This is a genomic window from Parageobacillus sp. G301, from assembly GCF_030268025.1.
In the GTDB taxonomy this organism is placed as follows: domain Bacteria; phylum Bacillota; class Bacilli; order Bacillales; family Anoxybacillaceae; genus Parageobacillus_B; species Parageobacillus_B toebii.
Map to the genome: position 1 here is coordinate 287,615 of NZ_BSDB01000001.1, position 23,765 is coordinate 311,379.

Genomic DNA, 23,765 nt, shown 5'->3' on the forward strand with positions numbered 1-23,765 from the left:
ATGGAACGAGCGAAGATAGACGCACGGCAATTACTTGTATTAATTATACTGTTTGAACACGGAAGTGCTATCGTTATTCCGCTTGGTGTAGGTGCCAAACAAGATGTTTGGCTTGCGATATTATTAGGTTTAACATTTGGTTTACTATTGTTTTTTATTTATTACCGCCTCTATCGTTACTATCCCAATGCTCCATTGACTACGTATGTACAAGACATTACTGGCCCTTGGATCGGCAAAGTTTTGGCGTTTGCATATATTGTTTATTTTCTTTATATCGCTTCCCGGGTCCTCCGTGATTTTGGCGAGCTGTTGTTAACGTTTGCGTATCCAGAAACACCGCTCTTTATTTTAAATGCGATTATGATATTAACGGTGATGTATGGCGTTTATAAAGGGATTGAGGTCATTGCACGGACGGGGGGGTTGTTTCTTACCGTGCTTTATCTTCTCGCAGTATCTGGGTTTATCTTAGTCATTTCCGCAGGACTAGTGGATCTCCATCGACTGCAGCCGGTGCTCGAAGAAGGATGGCAACGGGTATGGAAAGTCGTGTTTACGGAGACGCTTTACGTTCCATTCGGGGAAATGATTGTTTTTACGATGTTATTTCCATATATGAATAACCCGGGAAAAATGAAACAAGCTGCGATAATAGGTATGGTGCTAAGCGGTCTTAATTTGGCAATGATTATGACGATCAACGTTACTGTACTTGGAGCGGATGTTGTCGCTCGTTCTACATTTCCGCTTTTAGACACGATACGGAGGATTCAAGTTGCGAATTTTTTGGAACGTCTGGATGTATTTTTTATGATTGCTCTTATTATCGGCGGATTTTTTAAAGTATCCGTATTTTTTTATGCTGCGGTGATTGGAACAGCGAATGTATTTCGCATTCAAAATCATCAGTGTCTCGTATATCCGCTTGGGCTAATGGTTTTGCTGTTATCGATCGCCATTGCGAGCAATTATCCAGAACATATTACAGAAGGACTGAAAGTGGTGACAATTTATATGCACGTACCACTACAAATTATCATCCCGTTATGTTTGCTCATTATTGCCGCCATCCGTCATCGCTATTTTAAACAATAAAAATGAAGAAAAAATACTTACTTCTTTTATGATGAAAAAAGCAGGAAAAAAAGTATGATAATCGAAATAGATAAAAAGAAAACTTTTTATTTTCGGGAAAACTGGTCTCCTTTTTGAAGGTGGCCTTTTGTCATAAGAAGGAATTTTATGTATTTTTGAAAGATTACTATGAAAAAGGGTTGAACAATGGTGAAACTAGATTCACAGGTGAAAGGAAAAACATGCGGTCATCATACAAGCGAAGGAATTGTCATCACAGATCGGAATAAAATTATCGTGGCAGTAAACGATGGAGCGGTAACATTAACCGGTTATTCCAAAGAACAGTTAATCGGTCAATCCTTTCAAATTCTCCTTTCCGATGAACATTATGTTGAGAAGTACGAATTAATCTGGAAATCAGTGTTGGAAAACGGCTATTGGGAAGGAGAAATTGATCATCTTATTGACAATGACCGGAAATTAGTCCGAATGTTAACGGTTTATTCACTCACAGGTACAGCGGACGAATTTTACGTCTGGCGTTTTTCTGATGTGGAAACAATTATTCGTTCACCAAAATCAGAACAAATGCTTCAAGCTATTTATGAAACAGCTCCCATTGCCGTTATTCCGTTATGTAAAAATATGACGGTAATGGATTGGGGAAATGCTGCAGAAACATTGTTTGGATGGAAACGGGAAGAAGTGATCGGCCGGCAATTTTTCTCGTTGTTTCATGATCATCCTCAATGCATAGCAATGTTTTCTCATCAGTTAAAAAATTCAACAGGCGAACGCACAGTTAGACGAAAAGATGGAACGTTCGTGGACGTTGCTTATTCTGCCATTCCTGTTACTGATTCGGCTGGAAATGTTACGGGATATATGATGATGGTTACGGATATCACAAAACAAAAACAAAAAGAAGCAGAGTATAAGAAGCAATTGGAACTTGCGAAAAAAATTCAACAAAGCGTGTTAACCCCTCCGATACAAAACGATGCAGTGACGATGGATGCTATTTATATTTCATCGGATGACTTGTCTGGCGACTTGTATGCATGTTACCAAATTGATTATGACCGCTATGGCGTCATTATTATTGATGTGATGGGACATGGCATTTCCTCTTCGCTTGTCAGCATGTTGCTCCGTTCACTATTAAGGGGATTAATTGTGCGTGTCATCGATCCAGTGTATGTCGCTATAGAACTCGAAAAGCATGTACAAAACTTATTCCCTAACGACGCGAATGGGATAAGATATTTATTTTCCATGATTTATTTAGTGATTGATACGAAAAAAAAGCAGATTGAATATACGAATGCAGGGCATCCTGCTGGATTGTTGGTTACGGAAGATGGAGAAATCATTGAATTGGATAAAGGAGGACTAGCGATTGGCAGTCCGTTTTCCGTCCCGTTTGAAAAAGAAGTTATTCATTATCAAAAGCGAACAAGATTATTTTTATACACGGATGGGATTTTAGATGAAATGGATTCATCCATTTTACAAAGCATGAATAAAATTCGTAACTATACAAAAATGTATAGCCATTTACCAGATAAACAATTTTTGCATATGCTGATTGATCATAGTCGATCGCCAATGAATCCTGCCGATGATATATGCTTATTATCTATTACGATTCAATAACGATCGTTTCTTGAAATTAATGATCAGTGGGTGTAAAGCAATGTACGAAATGAAGATTCAATGTGAAGCGACGGACGAGGCGATTGATTTTTGCGATTTGCTGGCGGAACAAATTGGTCGTTTTTTTTCGGTTCACGATCGCGATATGTTTGTGTTATCTGTTCATGAAGCGGTTATTAATTCAGTGGCAGCAATAAGACAATCGGGAGAAGAAACAGAAAAGAATACATTTGTATTATCTTTGCGAATTACGGAAGAGGATGTAACTGTCACTGTTACGGATGAAGGCAGCGGAATTCCTATCAAACAAATTGAGCGAATGCGGGAGAAAAGCCTTGAAGATATGTTGCTTGCTGAATCTGGCCGCGGGCTTTTGCTGATTAAAGAAACCATGGATGATATATGGTTTGAACGGCGAGAAAATGGAAAATGCGCAATTGCGATGAAAATGAGGAGAGGGCGCAATGGATAGTCGGATATCCACTCTTGAACTGAAAATTACATCGTTAGAACAATATGAAAAAATATTGCTGAAAGGGAAGTTGGTTTACAGCACGCAGCAGCTTGCTAGACAAAAGATTCAAATGGCATTGGCGGGAATAAAGGGAGATATCGTCATTATTGATGTCCATGGGCTTCTGTTTATCGACAGTACCGGCTTGGCACTATTAATCCATTTTTTAAAAAAGGAAGTTGCGAAGAAAAAGAAAGTGGTCTTTGTCGTTTCATCGAATAAAACAGTCGAAAAGCTATTGATGATTGCGAAATTTCATAAGTTGTTTCCAATCGTGGAAAACGAACAAGATATTATCCATTTTTTTGCTTCGCAAAACAGAGCGATTGCTGACCAAGAAATGTTTATGCAAATTTGGGCTAACTACCGGAAACGGAACTGACAACTTTAATGGATATCGGTAAACAAAATGTTCTGTAACATCGATGTCAAAAGTGACACTCCCTCGGTCATTCGCTATGGTAACTAAATTTTACACATGAAATCCCGTGACTTAAGCCATTGGGAGAAAAACGGTTTTGAACCGAACCGACAGGGCGCTAAACACCAATGAGGTGTTTGTCCATAAAAGTTTGGCCGAACAAGAGTGAATGTTTGCACGCAGGCGCAGGAAAAACTTTTTAGTGCTGACTTTCCTCATGCAGAGGGTTGAGATCACAGGTACGGGGGAGTGAAAGGATGCAGCAAGTACTATCTTACTTAAAACCGTATCGAAAATGGATGATCGTCGCGTGGGCGCTCATGCTGATTGAGCTGTTAGTAGAATTATGGCAGCCGTTGTTGATGGAGAAAATTATTGACGACGGAGTAATGGCAAAAAAACTTTCTGTCGTCTGGACGTGGGGAGCGGTCATGCTCGGCGCCTCGCTTTTGTCATTCGCTGCTGGGATTGCCAATTCTTTTGCCGCTAGCTACGTGGGCCAAGAGTACGGATTTGCGATTCGAAAACATTTATTTGAAAAAATTCAATCGTTTTCGTTTGCGAATTTGGAACGCTTTCCAACTGCTTCGCTGATCACGAGAATGACGAACGATGTAACGCAAATACAAAATATGGTGTTTATGAGTTTGCGAATTGCCTTAAGGGCGCCGCTTCTTGTCGTATTTGGAGTAGTCATGTCTTTTGCCGTTCACGTTCAGCTGGCGCTTGTGCTTGCTGTTGCCGTTCCGATGTTAGTGATGTTCCTTTTATGGATGATGAAAAAGGCGGTTATATCTTTTTCGCTCGTGCAACAAACGCTTGATCGTGTCAACAGTGTGATGCGCGAAAATTTAGCGGGGATGCGCCTCATTAAAGCGTGGATGAGAGGAACGTACGAGCAGAAGCGGTTTATAAAGGCAAACGAAACGCTAATGAAACGGACAATCAGTGTATTACGTTTAGTAGAAACGATTACCCCTGTATTGTTATTTGTCATGAATATGGCGATTATTGTCATTCTTTTCATCGGTCGTATCGATATTCAAGCAGGAAGCATAACGGCAGGTCAAGTAGTGGCAATTGTCAATTATACGACTCGTATTACTTCGGCGTTATCGATGTTTGCATTCATTACGATGGCATTTTCGCGTGCTAAAGCATCATCTGATCGCATTGCGGATGTGTTAAGTGTGGAAGTGGATATCGAAGATGATAAACAGGCATGCAATAAAGCGGTCGAACAAGGAGAAGTCCGCTTTGAGAATGTGTCATTCCGCTATCCGAATAGCCGTGTTCTCGTTTTAAAAGATGTCTCGTTTGTCGTTCGCCCTCATGAAACAGTGGCGATTTTAGGAGCGACCGGTTCAGGAAAGTCAACTTTGCTTCAGTTGATCCCTCGTTTATACGACCCGGTGGATGGGCGAGTGATGATCGATGGCATCGATGTTCGACAAATGAAACAAGAACAGTTGCGTGCTTCCATCCGTTTCGTTCCACAAGAAGTGTTGCTATTTTCCGGAACGATTGCCGAAAACATTCGTTTCGGAAACGAACAGGCTTCGATGGAAGAGATTATCCAAGCGGCGAAACATGCACAAATTCATGATACGATTATAAAGTTTCCGAATGGATATGAGACAATGATTGGGCAGAAAGGGGTAAACTTGTCTGGCGGGCAAAAACAGCGCCTTTCGATTGCTAGGGCACTTGTTGGAATGCCGAAAATTTTATTGCTGGATGATAGCACAAGCGCGCTAGATTTAAAAACAGAGGCAAAATTGCTGAAGGAATTAAAGTGGTATACGTGTACCACATTCATTGTTACACAAAAAATTCAAACGGCGATGGAAGCAGACACGATTTTCTTGTTAGACGATGGCAAGCTTTTAGCAAAAGGCAGCCATGATGAGCTGTTAGAGAAAAGCGAGCTGTACCGGAAAATTGTAGCATCGCAATTTGGAAAGAAGGGGCACGAATGTTACGACCGCGACATAGAACCATGGCAGCTGCGGGACAAAAGCAGCAAGCAAAAGACAACATAGGAACATTAAAGCGGCTTTGGTCATTTCTTTCACCTCAAAAAGGATGGCTTATTGCGGTTGTTGTAATGGTGATCGTAAGTTCCTGTTTAAGTCTGCTTGGTCCATATGTAGTAGGAAGAGCGATTGATACATATATTGTCACGAAGCAGACAGACGGTTTTTTTCTTGTTTTAGCGCTTCTTCTTTTTATTTATGTGGCACTTTCCGCATCAACTTTTTTGCAAAACTATTGGATGATCCGAATTGCCCAAGAAACGATTTATGCGATCCGGAAACAGCTGTTTCGCCATTTTCATGAACTGCCGATTTCATTTTTTGACAAGCGCCGGCAAGGGGAATTAATGAGCCGGATTACAAACGATATCGATAATATGAGCCAAACATTTAATAGTACCGTCATCCAAGTAATATCAAGCACGCTTACACTTGTCGGAGCGATCTGCGTCATGCTCTGGCTAAGCCCGCTTCTAACGTTTGTCACTTTGCTAGTTGTCCCGATGATGTACATTGGGATGCGATGGATTACGAATCGCACGCAGAAACGGTTTCGTGAGCAACAACGTTGTTTAGGAGAGATGAACGGATTTATTGAAGAAGTTATTTCTGGGCAAAAAGTCGTAAAAATGTTTTCGCAAGAGCGGAGAATGATTGATGGCTTTTTACAAAAAAATGAGCAGTTGAAGCAAGCGGGATTTTGGGCGCAAACGTATTCGGGATTTATCCCGAAACTAATGAACTTTCTAAACAACGCCAGCTTTGGTCTTATTGCTGGCGTGGGTGGTGTTTTAGCGCTTAAAGGGATGATTTCGATCGGCGTCATTGTTGTGTTTGTCGAATATGCACGCCAATTTACACGCCCGTTAAATGATTTGGCAAACCAATGGAATACGCTGCTTTCGGCGCTGGCTGGCGCGGAACGAGTATTTGAAATTTTAGATATGGAAAAAGAAGAACGGGACGAAACAGGAACGATTTCGCTCAACCATATACAAGGAAAAGTGGAATTTGACCATGTCGTATTTTCCTATGATAAAAAGCGAGATGTCATTCGCAATGTCAGCTTTTCGGTTTCTCCAGGAGAAACGGTGGCACTCGTCGGTCCGACCGGTGCAGGAAAAACGACGATTTTACAGTTACTAGCCCGCTTTTACGATCCGGATCGCGGTCATATTTTTATCGATGGGTACGATAGCCGTACTATTAAACGCGCAAGCTTGCGCGCCCATATGGCGTTTGTTTTGCAAGATACGTTTTTATTTGAAGGAACGATTCGCGATAACATTCGATACGGAAGATTAGATGCAAGTGATGAAGCAGTGGAACAAGCGGCAAAATGGGCGAATGCGCACTCGTTTATCACCAAACTGCCAAACGGTTATGATACGGTGCTGAAGCAAGATGGCAGCGGCATTAGCCAAGGACAAAAACAACTGTTAGCAATTGCGCGCGCGATGGTCGCCAATCCATCTATTTTAATTTTGGATGAAGCGACGAGCAACATTGATACAATGACCGAAATGAAAATTCAAGAAGCGCTCGAGCGGCTTATGAAAGGGCGGACGTGTTTTGTCATTGCCCATCGGCTTAACACGGTCCAAAATGCCGATCGCATTCTCGTCTTGAATGAAGGGAAAATCATTGAACAAGGCACACATGAATCGCTGCTAAAGGCAAAAGGGTTTTACTATGATTTGTATTATCGTCATTTTCAAAAAGAAGAGGCATTATAAAAAAGCGGCTTGTACGCGTGTGTCGTACAAGCCATTTCGTTTTTATTCGCTAATCATGTCGAGAGTCTTTTTGTCAATGCTTTGCGCCAGCTTTCCGATAAGGTAGGTTCCGCGATGATTTTTTGCATCGCTTCTACATTTGTTTTTTCCATATAGTAAATGCGGTTTACATAGCGAACAGATAAAGGTGTTAGGCTGCGTTCGATGAGTGTGAGCTTGTCGCCTTGTTGAATGATTCCTTCTTGTAACACGCGAAAATAAAAACCTGTGCGTCCTGTTTTTTGCAAGGCTGGCGGAAGGTCTGGCAAACCGTGCCGCTTGGCGAGCTTAAAACAAGGCTGCCTTGGCTGGGACAGTTAAATGACGGCCGTTCCAACAGAAAAGATATCACCGATGCATGCTTCGTCTTCTGTCATTCCTTTTAGCGTAAGGTTTTCCCCGAACGCGCCAGGAGAAAACGGCTGGTGAAACTGTTTTTTCCACTCGATAAAATGCTCGGACGGATAAGCGCAAATCGCTTTGTCGTATCCGCCATGATGTACTAAATCCGCCTGTCCATCTCCATCGAAGTTAAGTTTTGCCACGGAGAGCGGCTCTGACACAGGCTCTTTATAAATTCCTGTTGTGAGCGGTTTTCCGTCGATCATCACTGTTTTCGGCTCGCCTGCATTGACGGAAATAACTTTCATTTGCTCCTTTACCCCCATAATTCTTCCGCGATTAACCGGAATGATGTTAACTTATCTTGAAAATCATATGTAATCGTTACTAACATAATTTCATCCGTTTCATATGCTTCACTTAATCGGAAAAGCTGTTCTTTTATTTGTTTCGGTGAGCCGACAATCATCCGTTTTCGGTTTTCGAGAATACGCATTTTTTCATATGGACTATAGGAGTAGGACATCGCTTTTTCCGGGCTTGGCGTGCCATTGGACACCATGCCTTGCTCAATCATTAGCAGCGATAAATCAAGGCTCGATGCCACCCATTCCGCCTTTTCTTCTGTTTCGGCGCAAATGGCAAATATAGCGACCATATTGCGTGGCTTGTACAAATATTTCGATGGAACAAACTGTTGGCGGTACAATTTTGTATAATGTTCCCCGCCTTCGCCGTTAATAAATTGCGCAAACACGTATGGAAGCCCTTTTTGTGCTGCTAATATGGCGCTGGAGGAGCTGGAACCGAGAAGCCATACATCCGGTGCTGTTTGTACGTTCGGTGTGGCTTTTAAGCCGTGTAACGGATGTTCTTTCGGCAAATCGTTATGCAAGTATGCTAATAAATCATCAATTTGTTCCGGATAGCGGTCAATGTCTCTTCGTTTTCCTTCTTGGAGGGCAAGGGTCGCGATTGGCATGCCTCCTGGAGCCCTTCCAACACCTAAATCAACCCGACCGGGATGAAGCCCTTCAAGCACTTTAAAGTTTTCTGCTACTTTGTAGGCGCTATAATGCGGTAGCATCACCCCGCCGGAACCAATGCGAATGCGGGACGTTTTTGCTCCAATATGACCGAGCAGCACTTCTGGGGATGAACCGGCAAGGTGATTTGTATCGTGATGCTCTGATACCCAAAAACGTTCATAGCCAAGCTCTTCCACAAATTGCGCGAGCCGGACGGTATTAGCAAGCGCTTCTTCCGCTGTCATTCCCTCTGCAACTGGGGATTGGTCTAGCACGCTTAATTTAAGGCTCATGGTAAACATCCTTTCATGTTTTTCCTGTTCCAAAAGGGATTAATTATTTTTTATTATGCGCCGCTGTGGAAAAATTGTCTATTGATTTGCCTGTAGGATGTGGCGTCATAAAGGACATGAATAATACCTATGTGATATTATATTCGGCTATTCTGTTTTCGTTTAGGCGTCAAGTTTGTGATTCTTTCTCTTGCTTTGGTATAATAAAATAAGCAGAAAATTGGGAAAGGATGTGGACGTATGCCAGCAGTTGAATCCAATATGTTTCCGTTAGGAAAAGAAGCGCCATCGTTTGAACTAGTGAATGCGGTGGATGGAAAAACAGTCCGTTTAGAAGATATCAAATCGGATGTTGCAACAGTTATTATGTTCATTTGCAACCATTGCCCGTATGTAAAACATGTACAGCATGAGCTTGTCCGTCTTGCTAATGACTATCAGCCAAAAGGAGTTACGTTTGTCGCAATTAATTCCAACGATGTCGAAAAATATCCAGAAGATTCGCCGGAAAATATGAAAAAAGTGGCAGAAGAATTAGGGTATCCGTTCCCATATTTATTTGATGAAACCCAAGAAGTAGCGAAAGCGTACCAAGCAGCGTGCACGCCGGATTTCTATATCTTTGACCGCGACTTAAAATGTGTTTACCGCGGACAGTTGGATGATTCACGGCCAAATAACGGCATTCCGGTTACAGGAGAATCGATTCGCGCGGCATTAGACGCATTATTGAATGGCGAACCAGTGCCGGAAAAACAAAAGCCAAGCATCGGCTGCAGCATTAAATGGAAAGAATAGCAAAAAATCTTGACTTTCTTTTGTTTATAAAGTACTATTAACAAAGCGCCATTTCGTTCGTTATATGGAAGGATCGTAATAAGTCGTGCCTCATTCAAAGAAAGGGCCTTCTTATGTATGCTCCCTTTCTTGCATGAGCGCACGGCTTTTTTCTATCGGTAACGGAACGATGGTCAACTTTTTATTTTGGAGGAATCCCAATGAATAAAGGAAAAGTAAAATGGTTTAATGCGGAAAAAGGGTATGGATTTATTGAGATGGATGGCGGCAATGATGTGTTCGTTCATTTCACGGCGATCCAAGGCGAAGGATTTAAAACGTTGGAAGAAGGCGAAACGGTTACGTTTGATATCGTAGACGGCGGTCGTGGCCCACAAGCGGCAAACGTTCAAAAAGCATAAGTGATAAAACAAAAGTGATACTGCTTTTGGCGGTATCACTTTTGTTGTGGCGGTCATCTCCTTTTGAAAAGACAAATTCACACTGGCGCAGCTTCGGAGCTGCAAGGATGGATGAGAGGCAGGGCTTCCATTGTTTTTGTTTTTTCGGTATGGTTAATTAGTAGAATATTATTTTCTACTTATGTATAACCATAATTTATTATGTGAACTTAGAGGGGAGAAAAGAAATGAGACCGATGCTGCACCGTGTATTTGTGTACGGTACGCTGCTAGTCGGGGAGGAAAATCATCATATTGCAGCGCCGTACATTCGCCATATTCAGCCAGGAAAAGTGAAAGGGCGCTTATATAACGTCGGTGCATACCCCGCGCTCGTTATCGAAGAAGAAGGAGAAGTAATCGGCGAATGGTTTACCGTAACAAAAGAAGGGCTGCAAGCGATGGATGAGCTCGAAGAATATGAAAAAGGCAGCCAATATAATGAATACGAGCGGGTTTGGGTGAAAGACATTGAACAGCCAATCGAGGGCTACGTGTATGTGTATCCGAAAAGCAAAGCGGCACGACTTCCTTTTATTCCGTCGGGTTCATGGCGGCATCGGCATAGAAATAGCGGCGTATGAGAAAGAAGGTGTTTTGATTGAACGAAATCAATAACACATCGCTTTTTGTCATATGGCTGTTTATCCTTGTGCCGGTATTTATATCATACCGTCAGTTATTAAAATTAGAAAAAGACATTATTTGGTCTTCATTGCGCGGATTTGTTCAATTTTTATCGTATTTACGCTTCTTGTTGTCGCGGCCATTTCAGCGATTGTCGTTTGTTTTCTCAATTATCGAACGTTCTATCACTGAGACGGTGATGATAACAATTTCTCTTGATACGGCTACATACGTTTATCATGGCGGCTGTCTAAAAGGCTGCTGATGAACTCCCCTTTATTATAGGCGGCTGTCTTTTTTATTAAAGCGATTGCATAAATATGCAACTGCGTAACTATCATTATTCATGCTTTGCAGTTTTTTTGAAAACGATTTCCTGTTGGTGTTATAAAAATACAGAAAAATTAATAAAAAAGTATTGCCAAACCTACTCTCCTTTCCTATAATAAAAACATGTTATAAAAATAAACATTTGAATGTGAGGTAATATAACATGTCAAATATAGTGATTTCTTCAGTAAACGATCAAACAGCGGTGCTTGAGCAAATTAAAGAAACGATAAAACAAAAACACGTCGAGCTTTTGCATCTGCAATTTGTCGATATTGAAGGAATTTTAAAACATGTTACCATTACAGTTGATCAACTTGAAGACGTTGTAGAAGGTAAAATTATGTTTGATGGTTCTTCTATTAAAGGGTTTTCTCCGATTAACAAATCAGACCTTTATCTTCTTCCGGATTTAAATACATTTGCTGTATTGCCTTGGACAGTAGAAGAAGGATACGCTGAAGCACGTTTCCTTTGCTCTGTCATCAATCCCGATGGAACGTTATTTGAAGGAGACCCTCGTAACGTATTAAAGAAAACGATAGAGCGTGCAGCGGAAAAAGGGTTTACTATCTCTGTTGGTCCGGAATTGGAATTCTTTTTATTCAAAGCGGACGAAAATGGAAACCCGACGACTGAACTCCATGATAACGGCGGATACTTTGAGCCGTCTCCAAAAGACCTCGGTGAGCGCGTTCGTTTAGAAATTTACCGTGCGTTAAAGGCAATGGGATTTACGATTGAAGCATCACACCATGAAGTTGCAGAGGGGCAGCATGAAATTAACTTCAAATATGCCGATGCGTTGGGGGCGGCAGACAATGCAACTACATATAAGTGGGTGGTAAAAACGATTGCCAATAAATATGGACTGCACGCCACGTTCATGCCAAAGCCGGTGTTCGGCATCAATGGTTCTGGCATGCATGTGAACATGTCGCTATTTAAAGATGGCGAAAATGCATTTTTTGATCCAAGTGATGAAAATCAGTTATCGGAAGCGGCCTATCAGTTTATCGCTGGTTTGCTCGCACATGTCAAAAGCTTTGCCGCTGTTACGAACCCGCTAGTCAACTCGTACAAACGGCTTGTCCCGGGATATGAGGCGCCTTGCTACATCGCATGGTCGGCGTCGAACCGTTCGGCATTAATCCGCATCCCAGCAAAACGTGGTATGGCGACCCGCGTTGAGCTCCGTTGTCCGGACCCGTCAGCCAATCCTTACCTTGCGTTTGCCATCATTGCTGCCGCTGGGTTGGACGGAATCGAAAAAGGTTTGCAGGTTCCGGCGCCAATTGATGAAGATATTTTCCATATGACAGAAGAGCGCCGCGCCGAACTTGGCATCGAAAATCTTCCAGCTAGTTTAGGAGCGGCAATTCAAGAATTCGAAAACGGCACAATCGGTCGCAAAACTCTAGGTGATCACGTATTCGGTGAATATGTCGCCATGAAAAAAGCGGAGTGGGACAGCTATCGCACCGCTGTGCATGCTTGGGAAATTGAACAATATCAAGCCAAATTTTAATATTTTGCCCCAATCCCCCCTCGAAACGAAAGTAAAGGGGGAGATGATCACATGATAAAATTCCGTTGGTTTACACTTGGACAAAACAGGGTTCAGACGATGAGTCTGAACCCTGTTTTATTTTTTTATAATTCATAGTTGACAACTATGATTACTTGGCATTAATGTATAAATTAATAAAAATATTTCGATTATTTTAGGTGGAGGGAAAAAAATGAAAAAGTTAATCGTGTTTGTGATTGTTGGATTCATCGCTCAGCTCATCGACGGTTCTCTCGGAATGGCGTATGGGGTTACATCAACAACGCTGTTGCTTGCGTTCGGGATTGCTCCGGCGGTCGCTTCCGCCTCGGTGCATCTAGCGGAAGTGGTCACAACTGCAGCTGCAGGCGCGTCTCATATTAAATTTGGAAATGTCGACCGTGACATGGTGATCAAATTAATTATTCCCGGCTCGCTTGGCGCGTTTGTCGGTGCCTGCTTTTTAAGCAATCTTCCAGGTGATGTCATTAAACCATATATTTCACTATTTTTGTTGGCGCTTGGGTTTTACATTATGTATCGGTTTTTATTTCTTTCACCTAGACAAGATCAACAACCACCGCGGAAATTTTCGAATAAGCAGCTTGTTCCTCTTGGTTTAGTGGCCGGCTTTCTCGATGCCACTGGCGGAGGAGGATGGGGCCCGATTTCCACCCCTGTTCTTCTTGCGAATAAAGGAATGGAAGCGAGAAAAGTGGTGGGAACAGTTGATACGTCGGAATTTGCCGTTGCTTTATCCGCTACTATTGGATTTGTCATTTCGTTAGGCTGGGAACAAGTCAATTGGTTTTGGGTAGGAACGCTAATGTTAGGGGGAATCGTCGCTGCGCCAATCGCCGCGTGGCTTGTTCGTAAGATGCCATCCCATTTGCTTGGGGTTCTAGTTGGAGGCATCATCATTTTCACAAACGTTCGCACCTTGCTTCATGCATGGGAAACTCCTGGCAATTGGTATGCAACGATTTACGCAATCATCATATTTGGCTGGGCTGTTTCGATATGGTGGGCAATCCGCACACATCGGAAAGCGTCTCTATCTAATCATCTTGCGTCATAATGACAGTTGAATAATTTTTTTCGCAAAGGATATTTAGTTCCGCATTGTACTGATCGCTAAATTCTCCTGTTAGCTGCGAATATTATAGACGCTTCTTTACAATGGAACAATTTTCATTGGGCATGAACGATGGATTTCAAAGTTGTCTTTGCTTGAAATCGGTTCATGTCCTTTTCCATTTTTTAAAATAATATAGTTTCTCTATTTATATGTAATTTGGTAGAATATTCAGTAAAGATAAAAAGTAGGAGATGATATGATGAAAAAACCTCGTGATTTAGGGCACAACATTTCGATGATTGATCTGTTTGATTTAGGAGTCGCAGAGCGCACCGGTACATATGTGCTTCATGAAGAAGAGCTTGCTATTATTGAGACGGGTCCAAGCCCTTCTGTTCCGTATTTATTAAATGGACTAGAAGCGCTTCAAATTGATCCTGCGGATATCCGCTATATTATTGTGACACATATTCATTTGGACCACGCTGGCGGCGCTGGCATGCTGCTTGAAAAATGTCCGAACGCCCTTGTTGTTGTTCATCCGAAAGGGAAGCGGCATCTAGCAGACCCATCACGGTTAATCCAAGGAGCAAAGGCGGTGTATGGGGAAAAATTTGATAAATTTTTTTCCCCGGTTGTACCGGTTCCAGAGGATCGCCTCATCGTGAAAGAAGATGGTGATACGCTTACGCTCAGCAGTGAGCGTACGTTGACGTTTTTGGATACGCCTGGCCATGCCAACCATCATTTCTCGATTTATGATTCGCGCAGCCGCGGTGTTTTTACTGGTGATACGATCGGGGTGTTTTATCCGCAATTATTAAAAGATGGGCTTGAATATTGTTTGCCATCCACTTCTCCAAACCAATTCCGGCCGGAGATGATGCTGCAATCGGCAGAGCGTTTGGAGCAGCTTCAACCTGAACGCATTTATTTCGGTCATTTTGGCATGCTAGAAAACCCTCGCGCAGCGTTTGAACAGCTTCGTTTTTGGCTTCCGAAGTTTGTCGAAGCAGGAGAAAAAGCGATTGCTAACATGCCTGACGCATCGATGCAGGAAAAAGCTGAAGCGGTTTTTCGCAAGCTGTATGAAGAAGTCAGCGCTTTCTTGCAAGAAAGAAATATTTCACCGACGTCAGAAGCGTATGACATCATCCGTCTCGATTTACAAGTATGTTCGATCGGAATTGTAGATTATTTGCAAAAACGGTAAGGCATTAGAAATTTGTTTGAACATAATCCAGTAAGAACGGCTTGGTGAAATCACCAAGCTTTTTCATTGTGGCGGCTGTTTTATAACGGCGTGCTTATTACTATCAAATGCGGAGAGTCTAAAGGTGTAGCCTGGATGAAAATATTGTATGATAAGTAGCAAAGATAAGAAAGGGTGATTGCATGAGACGCGGTATTGTAAGCACCATCACGATTGTATCCGTGCTGGCGGGAATATTATGGTTTGGCGGTCTTGCCATGGGCATTCAAGATCAATTTTTTTCCGCCGCGATGCCGCCAGCAGGCACGACGAAATATACAAAAGAGAAAAAAGCGGACAACCGTGAAATTTATATTGTCGCTCTTGGCGACTCGCTGACAAGGGGAACGGGAGACGAAAGCGGAAGAGGGTATATTGGATATATGGTCGATTCTCTCCGCAAAAAAACAACGAAGCCGATTCGTGTAACAAACTTGGCTATTAAAGGACAGCGATCTGACGGACTCCTTAAACAATTAGGACAAGCTGAGATAAAGCGGCAGCTAAAAATGGCTGACATCATCGTGATGACGATCGGCGGGAATGATTTGTTTCAAGGCGGAGAAGCGCTAAAGCTTGCGCCAAAGCAAATCGAGCAGGCAAAAAACGCGTATTTACACAACTTAGACCGTATTTTTCAAACGATTCGCAGCGTCAATAAAGATGCTGTTGTTTTTTACATCGGGCTATACAATCCGTTTAGCGATCTCAGCGACGCAAAGAAGACATCCGCGATTGTAAGGCGGTGGAATTTTGCTTCGGCAGAAACGGCAGCTCGCTATCCAAATATCATTGCTGTGCCGACGTTCGATTTGTTTGAACTTCATGTGAATGATTATTTGTACAGCGACCATTTCCATCCGAATAAGGAAGGCTACAAACGCATTGGCGAACGTGTCGCTTCTTTAATTACGTGGACGGAAGGGGACAAACAATGACAACAACACACGCGCCGCTTGTCGTAACCGATTTACGCAAAACGATTCGCGGCAAAGAAATTATCAAAGGAATTTCATTTGAACTGAAGGAAGGTGAAGTATTTGGGTTTTTAGGACCGAATGGCGCGGGAAAAACGACAACCATCCGCATGCTTGTCGGGCTTATCAAGCCAACATCGGGACATATTTCTATTTGCGGCTATGACCTAGAGCGTCAGTTTACCAAAGCGATTCGCCATATCGGCTGCATTGTCGAAAATCCAGAATTATATCCGTATTTAAGCGGATGGGAAAATTTGGAGCACTTTGCGCGCATGGTTCCCGATATTCCAAAAGAACGAATCATGGAAGTGGTGGAGTTAGTCGGTTTGCAAAACCGCATTCACGATCGGGTGAACACGTATTCGCTTGGGATGCGACAGCGTCTCGGCATTGCGCAGGCGCTGCTAGGAAAGCCGAAAGTGCTGATTTTGGACGAGCCGACCAATGGGCTTGATCCTGCCGGCATTCGCGAAATGCGCCAATTTATCCGCTTTTTGGCGGAATCAGAAAGATTGAGCGTGCTTGTCTCCTCACATCTGTTAAGCGAAATTCAATTAATGTGCGACCGCGTGGCGATTATGGCAAAAGGGACGCTGCTTCGGGTGGATACGGTGGAACGGCTGCTTAAAGAACAAGCGCGAGTTGTCTGGAAAGCCGCCCCCATCGAAACAGCGAAAGAAATACTAGAGAAAGAAACGTCGCCTGTCGCCATTCAAGGAGATAGGCTGGTGACTCCATATGAAAGAAAGAATTTGTCCATATGGAACAAAAAACTAGTAGAAGCGGGAGTACACGTCTATGAAATTCAGCCAAAACTGCCGACACTTGAAGATTTGTTTATTGAATTAACGGGAGGGGATGCGATTGAGTAACCTCGTGTACAACGAAATGCTGAAAATTGTCCGCAAAAAGCGGTTATCGGTAATTGCGGCGATTGTCGCCGTGCTTGTTGTCCTTTTTACATACGCGCAATATAAGCAGGTGCAGGAAATGCAGGAACGGCTCGGAACAACAGATTGGCGGACGCAGCTGCAGCAGAAAATTATCGACGCGCAAAACCGTCTGAATTCAAGCAGCATTTCGGAAGAATGGCGCAAATATTTGCACATTCGCCTTCAGCAGCAACAATATTATTTGGAACATGACATTAATCCATCTGCTCCCGGTGCGCCAACGTTTATGCGCATGTTTATTGAAAACGCGATTGATTTGTTTCTTCCGCTTTTAATGATGGTCGTCGCGGCGGATTTAGTATCCTCAGAAGCAAGCATAGGAACGATTAAACTGCTGCTTACAAGACCGGTCAAACGCGGAACGATTTTGCTTAGCAAATACATAGCGCTTCTTCTATCGATTTCGTTTATTTTACTGATGGTCGCTCTGCTTTCTTATTTGATTTCGGGGATTGTATTTGGGTATCAAGGATGGCGGCTGCCGTTACTAACTGGTTTTACCATTAACGGCGAAGAACTTAATACGGAAGGGGTACATTTGCTTCCACAATGGAAGTACGTGTTAATCGAACTAGGGCTTGCTTGGTTTGTTTCGATTGTCGTTGGAACATTGACGTTCATGCTTTCTGTATTGATGCGCAGCACCGCCGCAGTGATGGGCATTATGCTTGCGGCATTGATTTCCGGAGCGATTTTATCGAATATGGTGTCTTCGTGGGAATCGGCAAAATATTTGTTTATGGTCAATCTTCGCCTTACGGATTATGTCAATGGGACAGCGCCACCGATTGAAGGCATGACGCTCGGGTTTTCCATGACGGTGCTGGCGGTGTGGGGACTTGCAGCACTCGTGATTTCATTTATCGTCTTTACGAAGCGGGATGTATATTGAAAATAGAGGGGGACTTTCCTCTGACATAAGAGGAGAGTCCCTTTTTCTCTTAAAAAGATGATTGGGATGGGTGGCTTGGTTAGTCGACGATTGATCACGAACATGATAGAGATTGTACATCATATACGTAGAAAAATGCTGGCGAAAACATGTCAGGATGCGTTATTCTTTATTTGAAAAGTTTTTTACTAAAAAAGTATTGACTACCCTATTTTTTTAATATAGAATACTAATTGGCGCTAACGAGAGAACAATGGATATGAACGGGAAGTAGCTCAGCTTGGTAGAGCACACGGTTCGGGTCCGTGAGGTCGCAGGTTCAAATCCTGTCTTCCCGATTATTTCGTGATGGGGCTTTCGTTCAGCTAGGAGAGCGCCTGCCCCGCACGCAGGAGCCCGATAGGCTCCATCAACGAAGTGGAGGAGTACCCAAGTCTGGCTGAAGGGGTCGGTTTCGAAAACCGATAGGGGTGTCACAGCCCGCGGGGGTTCGAATCCCTCCTCCTCCGCCATATCATTATTAACTACATATTATGTTAATTTGGAGTCATACAGCTTGTCGATTACATCGGCAAGCTTTTTTATTTTAATAGAAAAATCAAAATGACCTGTCCCTTATCAAAGGAACAGGTCATCATTTTGTTAAAAGTTTTTCGCTACTTGTTCTGCTTGTTTGATCGCGTTTTGTTTAATTGTTTCGGCTTCATTCGGGAATTGTGCCATTCCTTCGACAAAAATGGACTGAACATCAGTAATTCCGACGAAGCTGAGCACCGCACGCAAATAACGGTCTCCAAATTCCATTTCTTTCATTGGTCCTTCTGAATAAATTCCGCCGCGTGCTTGAATGTGCACCGCTTTTCTTCCTGTTAATAGCCCTACCGGACCATTTTCCGTGTAACGGAACGTTTTTCCTGCGATGCAGATTGTATCGATATAAGCTTTCATTTTTGGCGGAAAACTAAAATTCCACATCGGTGTGACAAACACATATTTATCTGCGTTGATAAACTGATCGGTTAGCTCATTGATGCGGCTGATTTTTTGTTTTTCTTCCGCGCTTAACTGTTCAAATGTATGCCCTTGTTGCAATTTGCCCCATCCGTTTAATACATCGGCATCAATGTAAGGGATGTCGGTACGATAAAGGTCTAATTCGACAATCTCGTCTTGCGGGTTTTGTTGTTTATAAGCGTTAAGAAACGCTTTTCCAACGGATAAGCCGTAAGATTCCTCTTCCCGTTTTGGATTTGCTGTAATGTACAATAATTTAGCCATGTTCTTTCTCCTTTCGTTAGTATAAATAGCGTGGAATGAAAACGATATGAAAGTTTGCCAAACACTATGTAAATCCATGCAATATCAATGGCATAGTGTTTTAACGTAAATATAATAATGTAACTAACTTACTTTTGTAAAGTAATTTACTTTTAAGAAAAAGATGATGCGGCAGCAGGAACATAAGCATTTTATCGCGAAAATGTATTGTAAAATAGAAAAAGGGGGGAGAAAGGAGTGGAATGTCTGCGTTGCGGACATGATTCGCACTCCTAGCATGATGTTCGATTACCGAAAAGAAATTCCGCTTGATGATGTGCCAAAATATAAAGAGCATGATGATGTGGCAGCAACGAACGAAACAATAAGTGAAAAAAAGCCAATTTCCTATTCGTTTGACTATAGGAAAGATATACCGTTACCTGATGTCACAAAGTAAATCGTTTGCATTCATTGGTTGCGTAGAGTACGATGCAGATAAAGATCATAAGGAGGAAACACATAGATGCCAGCACAGCGTCGCATCCGCCGTGTAAAAACGGTACAAATAGAGACAAACAGCCCGATTCATCGCAGCGGGCCGGTGCTAGAGCCGGGAAATTGGGAAGAATACGATCCGTTTTTGATGCTGATGGAGGATATTTTCCAACGCGGTACGTTTGACTTTCATCCGCATCGCGGCATTGAAACGGTGACGTACGTGATTGACGGTCAGTTGGAACATTTTGATAGCAAAGCCGGCCATGGTACGCTTGGCCCCGGTGATGTGCAGTGGATGACGGCAGGACGAGGGGTGATCCATAAAGAAGATCCGGCGCCAGGCTCGACCGTGCACAGTTTGCAGCTATGGATTAATTTGCCGAGCGAGAAAAAAATGACAGAGCCACGTTATCAAAATTTAAAAGCAAGCGATATGCCTGTCCGGCGTGAAGAGGGAGCAATCATCCGCGTATTTTCCGGGTCATCGAAAGGAGTAAAAGCCCCGACACTCAACCATGTTCCGGTTACGATGGTGGAAATGGTGCTTGAACCAGGAGCGAGTATCGTGCAAGATTTGCCAGGAAGCTACAACGGCTTTCTGTACATTTTGAAAGGTAGCGGCACATTCGGCGCTGATGCCACAGAAGGAAAAGCAGGGCAAGTATTATTTTTAAGCCGCGTTGAAAACGAGACAGAAAGCGAAATCACTGTCACCGCCAAAGAAAAACTGCGCCTCCTCCTTTATGCCGGCGAGCCGGTTAACGAGCCGGTTGTCGCTTATGGGCCATTTGTTATGAATACGCAAGAAGAAATCCGCCAGGCGATTCGCGATTATCAAGAAGGAAAATTTGCTGAATAGCCGAAAAAAGCGTTCCGATATGGAGCGCTTTTATTGTTGATTTTCTTATTCAACTATCCCGTAAATTAGTATTTTCATCATTTGTTAGTGCTGTAAGCACGACACGAAGGTCTATCCTAAAAATTAATATTTTTCTGATGGTGCCGCAAAGCGATCCATGGACAGCTACAGGTAGGTTAGATGAACAAGCAATACTTAGTTTTGTATATAATCTGAAAGCCGAGTTACATATTTAGTGTTAAAATTATACTAAAGGTGGTGACGGGGAATGGTATGGTTGATGATTCTAATTCTTGGGGTTTTCACATTAGCTTTATTTATTGACTGGAGACGCAAGAAAAACAACAATAACCCTCATGTAATAACCAATCCGAACGCTAAGCCAGGGGACGATTCAAACTATATGATGGGAGATAATAAATACACAAATGGTGGAGGTTAGTAACTGAGTTCCAATTAAGGAATGGTTTTTATTAATAAACGAGTTTGATAGTCGAACAAAAAGACCGATTTATTTTGTTTTTTTGCTGTAGGCTAAAAATCAACATTGAAATTCAACAGAGCCTATGGTAAAAATATATTAAAAATTTATATTATTCATACTATTTAAGGAGGAATTGGTTGCAAAACGTTCCATTATATTTCGCCTGGGGGATATGATTGACCCTTTAGGTATTCTTTTTTCTTGCGTTGTTTTCCGTTATTACGACAACGATGGCAGCGATACGATGGGGCATTCTCATTGGTCTTTTGTTATCGCTTGTGCCGGCTTAGTTCAGCCGACAAGGGAAAGCGAAATAATGGCTGGTCACCTTAATTGTCGCCAGCGGTTTGTTGTATGCGCTAGTAGTTGAATTGCCTAGATATGTATTTCAAGGGCTAGGAGAAAAATGGGTTGGAAAAAGAGGTTTGCGACGAATAAAAGAGCAACGGTTCATCATAACATCGGTGAGCAAACGTATCACATTTTGTTAGACGGAGACAAATACGGTGTTGTTTCTGAATAATGACAGAAGCGAGGGAAGGATATGAAAATTGAATTTTTAGGAACAGGCGGAGCGGTGACGATTCCGCGTCCGCTTTGCCAATGCCGCGTATGCGTCGAGGCGCGCGTGAAAGGAATCCCTTACAGCCGCAGCGGTCCAAGCCTGTTTGTGCACGGTCCGGACGTCTTAATCGATACGCCGGAAGATATTTATATGCAGATGAATCGTTCTAAAATTAAACAAATCAACGCGGTGTTTTACTCGCATTGGCATCCTGATCACGTGATGGGCAGGCGGGTGCTGGAGTCCATCAATGCCGATTTTCGGAATTATCCTCCTGCTTCCACGACGACGGATGTCTACTTGCCGCAGCAGGTCGCCATCGATTTTCAGCACCGCCTCGGCAGCGGCGAACATCTCTCTTTCCTCGAAAAGATGAAATACATCCGCCTTCATACGCTGCAAGATGGGGATAGCGTATTGATGGAAGGAGTGGAGATTCGCCCGTTCCGCTTAGCCGAAGACTACGTGTATGCGTTTTTATTTTCAGAAGGGGAGAAGCGGGTGCTGATTGCGATGGATGAATTGAATAACTGGGATCCTCCACGGGAAGTACAGGAAGTAGATGTTGCGGTTTTACCGATCGGCATTTTTGAGCTTCATCCGCTGACAGGGGAACGGCTGCTGCCTGAACATCACCCTATATTGAAAATAGAAGCAACATTTGCAGAAACATTGAATATTATTCACAAATTAAAGGCGAAGAAAACTATATTGACTCATGTCGAAGAAATGAACAGATTAGGCTTTGATGATCTCAAAGAAATAGAAAAACAGTTGCAAAAACAAGGGCTGTCCATCGAAATCGCCTATGATACGATGATGGTAGAAGTATAGTTTTTCGTTGATGGAGAGGACACATGGTGTTCTCTTTTTGTTTTCTCAGGTTATTAACAGAAAACTGAATATTTTATATAATGTAATTAAATAATTAGATAATTTTCTAAATAACAAAATAAGCACGGTGAACGTATATGAAAATGAACCTTGTTTATAAAGCGCTAGCCGATCCGACGAGAAGAGACATTCTCAACCTGTTAAGGAACAAGGATTTAACAGCAGGGGAAATCGCCGATCATTTCCGCATTTCCAAACCGAGCATTTCCCATCATCTAAATTTGTTAAAGCAGGCGGATTTAGTGCACGCCGAAAAAGAAGGGCAGTTCATCTATTACTCCATCAACACGACGGTGTTGCAAGATGTACTTGCTTGGCTTTTATCTTTGCAAGAAGGAAAGGGGAAGAGGGAATGAAAAAGCATTGGTATTTTTTCTTGTTGAGCATCATTAGTGTGGGGATTTCCTTATGGGCATATCCGCGGCTGCCGGAGGAAGTTCCGATTCATTGGAACTTTTCGGGGGAAGTGGATGGCTATGCATCAAAACTTTTCGCCGTTTTATTTGGGCCGATTTTCTTGACATGGATTTATGGGATATTGTTTGGGGTGTCGAAAATCGATCCGCGCAAAGAGAATTATGAAAAATTTACAGGAGCGTATCGTGTTTTTATGAACGCGTCATTAACGTTTTTCGTCGTCATTCACATCGCCGTTATTTTTAGCGGTCTTGGTTATGATGTCAATATGGATTGGATTGTAAATATAGGGTTAGGTCTGCTTTTTATCATTCTCGGAAACTATATGCCAAAAGTTAAAGCGAATTATTTCATAGGCATCCGCACGCCGTGGACGCTGGCGAACGAGACCGTTTGGGCGCGGACGCACCGGTTTGGCGGCAAAGTCTTTTTCATTGGCGGAATCATCATGATCGTATCTGCTTTTGCTCCATCTTCCATTCGCGCTGTGCTTCTCATTGCGTCGATCGCCTGTATTGTACTTGTGCCGACGGTATATTCTTATGCCGTTTATAAAAAGGCGGCAGACAAATAATGAATATAAGAAAAGCGGCGCATCGCGATCAACAAGCGGTCTTTTCATCGTTTTTGGAGAGGCGGCAACCGTTTCCGTTGTCCGCCTCTTTTTTATTGCTCATTTGTTGTTACGGGGCATTGTAGAAACGGTTAAATGCGGATAAGCGGTACGTTCACCATTCCGTGTTG

25 protein-coding genes, 2 tRNA genes and 1 pseudogene are annotated in these 23,765 nt (G+C 42.8%); 25 read left to right on the plus strand and 3 right to left on the minus strand.

The genetic code is table 11. The annotated features are described in order from the left end of the window. The 6 genes from QSJ37_RS01555 (at position 1) to QSJ37_RS01580 (ending at position 7,443) form a co-directional block, all read left to right on the plus strand. Positions 1 to 1,098: a GerAB/ArcD/ProY family transporter gene (locus tag QSJ37_RS01555; protein ID WP_285754718.1), complete on the plus strand. Its 1,098-nt coding sequence runs from the start codon at positions 1 to 3 to the stop codon at positions 1,096 to 1,098. Between the two features lie 186 nt (positions 1,099 to 1,284). Further along, on the plus strand, positions 1,285 to 2,736 hold the full coding sequence (locus QSJ37_RS01560) for a SpoIIE family protein phosphatase (protein WP_285753107.1): 1,452 nt from the start codon (positions 1,285 to 1,287) through the stop codon (positions 2,734 to 2,736). A 40-nt stretch (positions 2,737 to 2,776) separates the two neighbouring features. Continuing rightward, the gene (locus QSJ37_RS01565; RefSeq protein WP_285753109.1) at positions 2,777 to 3,208 is read left to right on the plus strand and encodes an ATP-binding protein; all 432 of its coding nucleotides are present in this window, start codon (positions 2,777 to 2,779) and stop codon (positions 3,206 to 3,208) included. After that, complete coding sequence (locus tag QSJ37_RS01570; protein ID WP_285753111.1) at positions 3,201 to 3,632, plus strand: anti-sigma factor antagonist; 432 nt, start codon at positions 3,201 to 3,203, stop codon at positions 3,630 to 3,632. Before QSJ37_RS01565 ends, QSJ37_RS01570 begins: the two co-directional genes overlap by 8 nt. Positions 3,633 to 3,928: 296 nt before the next feature. Next, entirely contained in the window at positions 3,929 to 5,713 is a 1,785-nt protein-coding gene (locus tag QSJ37_RS01575) for an ABC transporter ATP-binding protein (RefSeq protein ID WP_285753113.1), read from the plus strand. After that, entirely contained in the window at positions 5,647 to 7,443 is a 1,797-nt protein-coding gene (locus QSJ37_RS01580) for an ABC transporter ATP-binding protein (protein WP_285753115.1), read from the plus strand. Before QSJ37_RS01575 ends, QSJ37_RS01580 begins: the two co-directional genes overlap by 67 nt. 53 nt (positions 7,444 to 7,496) lie before the next feature. Here the strand turns inward: QSJ37_RS01580 and QSJ37_RS01585 are convergent. Both QSJ37_RS01585 and QSJ37_RS01590 read right to left on the minus strand, forming a co-directional pair. Further along, a pseudogene (locus QSJ37_RS01585) lies at positions 7,497 to 8,132 on the minus strand (MOSC domain-containing protein). Between the two features lie 8 nt (positions 8,133 to 8,140). Then, positions 8,141 to 9,145 (minus strand): LLM class flavin-dependent oxidoreductase, encoded by a 1,005-nt coding sequence (locus tag QSJ37_RS01590; RefSeq protein WP_285753117.1) that lies wholly within the window; start codon positions 9,143 to 9,145, stop codon positions 8,141 to 8,143. Between the two features lie 240 nt (positions 9,146 to 9,385). Here QSJ37_RS01590 and QSJ37_RS01595 point away from each other — a divergent pair, with 240 nt between their 5' ends. From QSJ37_RS01595 to QSJ37_RS01650, 12 genes are all read left to right on the plus strand, one after another. Next, a complete protein-coding gene (locus QSJ37_RS01595) occupies positions 9,386 to 9,943 on the plus strand; it encodes a thioredoxin family protein (protein WP_062677452.1) in 558 nt (185 codons plus the stop codon). A gap of 200 nt (positions 9,944 to 10,143) precedes the next feature. Beyond that, a complete protein-coding gene (locus tag QSJ37_RS01600) occupies positions 10,144 to 10,344 on the plus strand; it encodes a cold-shock protein (protein WP_062754700.1) in 201 nt (66 codons plus the stop codon). A gap of 227 nt (positions 10,345 to 10,571) precedes the next feature. Further along, entirely contained in the window at positions 10,572 to 10,967 is a 396-nt protein-coding gene (locus tag QSJ37_RS01605) for a gamma-glutamylcyclotransferase family protein (protein ID WP_285753124.1), read from the plus strand. A 17-nt stretch (positions 10,968 to 10,984) separates the two neighbouring features. Next, positions 10,985 to 11,275, plus strand: a complete 291-nt coding sequence (locus QSJ37_RS01610) for an ABC transporter permease (protein ID WP_285753126.1) — start codon at positions 10,985 to 10,987, stop codon at positions 11,273 to 11,275. A gap of 228 nt (positions 11,276 to 11,503) precedes the next feature. Beyond that, positions 11,504 to 12,868, plus strand: coding sequence for a glutamine synthetase family protein (locus tag QSJ37_RS01615; RefSeq protein ID WP_285753128.1), 1,365 nt, complete (start codon positions 11,504 to 11,506; stop codon positions 12,866 to 12,868). A 214-nt stretch (positions 12,869 to 13,082) separates the two neighbouring features. Beyond that, positions 13,083 to 13,967 carry a sulfite exporter TauE/SafE family protein gene (locus QSJ37_RS01620; RefSeq protein WP_285753130.1) on the plus strand — a complete coding sequence of 295 codons (885 nt, stop codon included), beginning with the start codon at positions 13,083 to 13,085 and terminating at the stop codon, positions 13,965 to 13,967. A 259-nt stretch (positions 13,968 to 14,226) separates the two neighbouring features. Further along, the gene (locus QSJ37_RS01625; protein WP_285754719.1) at positions 14,227 to 15,180 is read left to right on the plus strand and encodes an MBL fold metallo-hydrolase; all 954 of its coding nucleotides are present in this window, start codon (positions 14,227 to 14,229) and stop codon (positions 15,178 to 15,180) included. Between the two features lie 182 nt (positions 15,181 to 15,362). After that, positions 15,363 to 16,157 (plus strand): SGNH/GDSL hydrolase family protein, encoded by a 795-nt coding sequence (locus QSJ37_RS01630; RefSeq protein WP_285753132.1) that lies wholly within the window; start codon positions 15,363 to 15,365, stop codon positions 16,155 to 16,157. Then, positions 16,154 to 17,071, plus strand: coding sequence for an ABC transporter ATP-binding protein (locus QSJ37_RS01635; RefSeq protein ID WP_285753135.1), 918 nt, complete (start codon positions 16,154 to 16,156; stop codon positions 17,069 to 17,071). Before QSJ37_RS01630 ends, QSJ37_RS01635 begins: the two co-directional genes overlap by 4 nt. After that, positions 17,064 to 18,044 (plus strand): ABC transporter permease, encoded by a 981-nt coding sequence (locus QSJ37_RS01640; RefSeq protein ID WP_285753137.1) that lies wholly within the window; start codon positions 17,064 to 17,066, stop codon positions 18,042 to 18,044. The genes QSJ37_RS01635 and QSJ37_RS01640 overlap by 8 nt, the downstream gene beginning before the upstream one ends. 264 nt (positions 18,045 to 18,308) lie before the next feature. Next, positions 18,309 to 18,382, plus strand: a tRNA-Pro gene (locus QSJ37_RS01645). 81 nt (positions 18,383 to 18,463) lie between these two features. After that, positions 18,464 to 18,556: transfer RNA gene (locus QSJ37_RS01650), tRNA-Ser, on the plus strand. 130 nt (positions 18,557 to 18,686) lie between these two features. Here the strand turns inward: QSJ37_RS01650 and QSJ37_RS01655 are convergent. Next, a complete protein-coding gene (locus QSJ37_RS01655) occupies positions 18,687 to 19,322 on the minus strand; it encodes an FMN-dependent NADH-azoreductase (RefSeq protein ID WP_285753140.1) in 636 nt (211 codons plus the stop codon). Between the two features lie 163 nt (positions 19,323 to 19,485). Between QSJ37_RS01655 and QSJ37_RS01660 the strand changes: the two genes are divergently transcribed. From QSJ37_RS01660 to QSJ37_RS01690, 7 genes are all read left to right on the plus strand, one after another. Then, positions 19,486 to 19,761, plus strand: a complete 276-nt coding sequence (locus tag QSJ37_RS01660; RefSeq protein ID WP_285753142.1) for a hypothetical protein — start codon at positions 19,486 to 19,488, stop codon at positions 19,759 to 19,761. A 66-nt stretch (positions 19,762 to 19,827) separates the two neighbouring features. Next, positions 19,828 to 20,661 (plus strand): pirin family protein, encoded by an 834-nt coding sequence (locus tag QSJ37_RS01665; protein WP_285753144.1) that lies wholly within the window; start codon positions 19,828 to 19,830, stop codon positions 20,659 to 20,661. A gap of 268 nt (positions 20,662 to 20,929) precedes the next feature. Continuing rightward, positions 20,930 to 21,103, plus strand: a complete 174-nt coding sequence (locus QSJ37_RS01670; protein WP_171699170.1) for a hypothetical protein — start codon at positions 20,930 to 20,932, stop codon at positions 21,101 to 21,103. Positions 21,104 to 21,689: 586 nt separating this feature from the next. After that, the gene (locus QSJ37_RS01675; RefSeq protein ID WP_062754686.1) at positions 21,690 to 22,544 is read left to right on the plus strand and encodes an MBL fold metallo-hydrolase; all 855 of its coding nucleotides are present in this window, start codon (positions 21,690 to 21,692) and stop codon (positions 22,542 to 22,544) included. 143 nt (positions 22,545 to 22,687) lie between these two features. Continuing rightward, complete coding sequence (locus tag QSJ37_RS01680; protein WP_171699180.1) at positions 22,688 to 22,960, plus strand: autorepressor SdpR family transcription factor; 273 nt, start codon at positions 22,688 to 22,690, stop codon at positions 22,958 to 22,960. Continuing rightward, positions 22,957 to 23,595, plus strand: coding sequence for an SdpI family protein (locus QSJ37_RS01685; protein WP_285753148.1), 639 nt, complete (start codon positions 22,957 to 22,959; stop codon positions 23,593 to 23,595). The genes QSJ37_RS01680 and QSJ37_RS01685 overlap by 4 nt, the downstream gene beginning before the upstream one ends. Beyond that, positions 23,595 to 23,720: a hypothetical protein gene (locus tag QSJ37_RS01690; protein ID WP_285753151.1), complete on the plus strand. Its 126-nt coding sequence runs from the start codon at positions 23,595 to 23,597 to the stop codon at positions 23,718 to 23,720. Before QSJ37_RS01685 ends, QSJ37_RS01690 begins: the two co-directional genes overlap by 1 nt. The last annotated feature ends 45 nt before the right edge of the window (positions 23,721 to 23,765 follow it).

Excerpts from the sequence above, each read along its gene's own strand:
- QSJ37_RS01555 (WP_285754718.1), top strand. The coding sequence starts at position 1 with ATGGAACGAGCGAAGATAGACGCACGGCAATTACTTGTATTAATTATA.
- QSJ37_RS01560 (WP_285753107.1), top strand. The coding sequence starts at position 1,285 with ATGGTGAAACTAGATTCACAGGTGAAAGGAAAAACATGCGGTCATCAT.
- QSJ37_RS01565 (WP_285753109.1), top strand. The coding sequence starts at position 2,777 with ATGTACGAAATGAAGATTCAATGTGAAGCGACGGACGAGGCGATTGAT.
- QSJ37_RS01570 (WP_285753111.1), top strand. The coding sequence starts at position 3,201 with ATGGATAGTCGGATATCCACTCTTGAACTGAAAATTACATCGTTAGAA.
- QSJ37_RS01575 (WP_285753113.1), top strand. The coding sequence starts at position 3,929 with ATGCAGCAAGTACTATCTTACTTAAAACCGTATCGAAAATGGATGATC.
- QSJ37_RS01580 (WP_285753115.1), top strand. The coding sequence starts at position 5,647 with ATGTTACGACCGCGACATAGAACCATGGCAGCTGCGGGACAAAAGCAG.
- QSJ37_RS01590 (WP_285753117.1), bottom strand. The coding sequence starts at position 9,145 with ATGAGCCTTAAATTAAGCGTGCTAGACCAATCCCCAGTTGCAGAGGGA.
- QSJ37_RS01595 (WP_062677452.1), top strand. The coding sequence starts at position 9,386 with ATGCCAGCAGTTGAATCCAATATGTTTCCGTTAGGAAAAGAAGCGCCA.
- QSJ37_RS01600 (WP_062754700.1), top strand. The coding sequence starts at position 10,144 with ATGAATAAAGGAAAAGTAAAATGGTTTAATGCGGAAAAAGGGTATGGA.
- QSJ37_RS01605 (WP_285753124.1), top strand. The coding sequence starts at position 10,572 with ATGAGACCGATGCTGCACCGTGTATTTGTGTACGGTACGCTGCTAGTC.
- QSJ37_RS01615 (WP_285753128.1), top strand. The coding sequence starts at position 11,504 with ATGTCAAATATAGTGATTTCTTCAGTAAACGATCAAACAGCGGTGCTT.
- QSJ37_RS01620 (WP_285753130.1), top strand. The coding sequence starts at position 13,083 with ATGAAAAAGTTAATCGTGTTTGTGATTGTTGGATTCATCGCTCAGCTC.
- QSJ37_RS01625 (WP_285754719.1), top strand. The coding sequence starts at position 14,227 with ATGAAAAAACCTCGTGATTTAGGGCACAACATTTCGATGATTGATCTG.
- QSJ37_RS01630 (WP_285753132.1), top strand. The coding sequence starts at position 15,363 with ATGAGACGCGGTATTGTAAGCACCATCACGATTGTATCCGTGCTGGCG.
- QSJ37_RS01635 (WP_285753135.1), top strand. The coding sequence starts at position 16,154 with ATGACAACAACACACGCGCCGCTTGTCGTAACCGATTTACGCAAAACG.
- QSJ37_RS01655 (WP_285753140.1), bottom strand. The coding sequence starts at position 19,322 with ATGGCTAAATTATTGTACATTACAGCAAATCCAAAACGGGAAGAGGAA.
- QSJ37_RS01660 (WP_285753142.1), top strand. The coding sequence starts at position 19,486 with ATGATGCGGCAGCAGGAACATAAGCATTTTATCGCGAAAATGTATTGT.
- QSJ37_RS01665 (WP_285753144.1), top strand. The coding sequence starts at position 19,828 with ATGCCAGCACAGCGTCGCATCCGCCGTGTAAAAACGGTACAAATAGAG.
- QSJ37_RS01670 (WP_171699170.1), top strand. The coding sequence starts at position 20,930 with ATGGTATGGTTGATGATTCTAATTCTTGGGGTTTTCACATTAGCTTTA.
- QSJ37_RS01675 (WP_062754686.1), top strand. The coding sequence starts at position 21,690 with ATGAAAATTGAATTTTTAGGAACAGGCGGAGCGGTGACGATTCCGCGT.
- QSJ37_RS01680 (WP_171699180.1), top strand. The coding sequence starts at position 22,688 with ATGAACCTTGTTTATAAAGCGCTAGCCGATCCGACGAGAAGAGACATT.
- QSJ37_RS01685 (WP_285753148.1), top strand. The coding sequence starts at position 22,957 with ATGAAAAAGCATTGGTATTTTTTCTTGTTGAGCATCATTAGTGTGGGG.
- QSJ37_RS01690 (WP_285753151.1), top strand. The coding sequence starts at position 23,595 with ATGAATATAAGAAAAGCGGCGCATCGCGATCAACAAGCGGTCTTTTCA.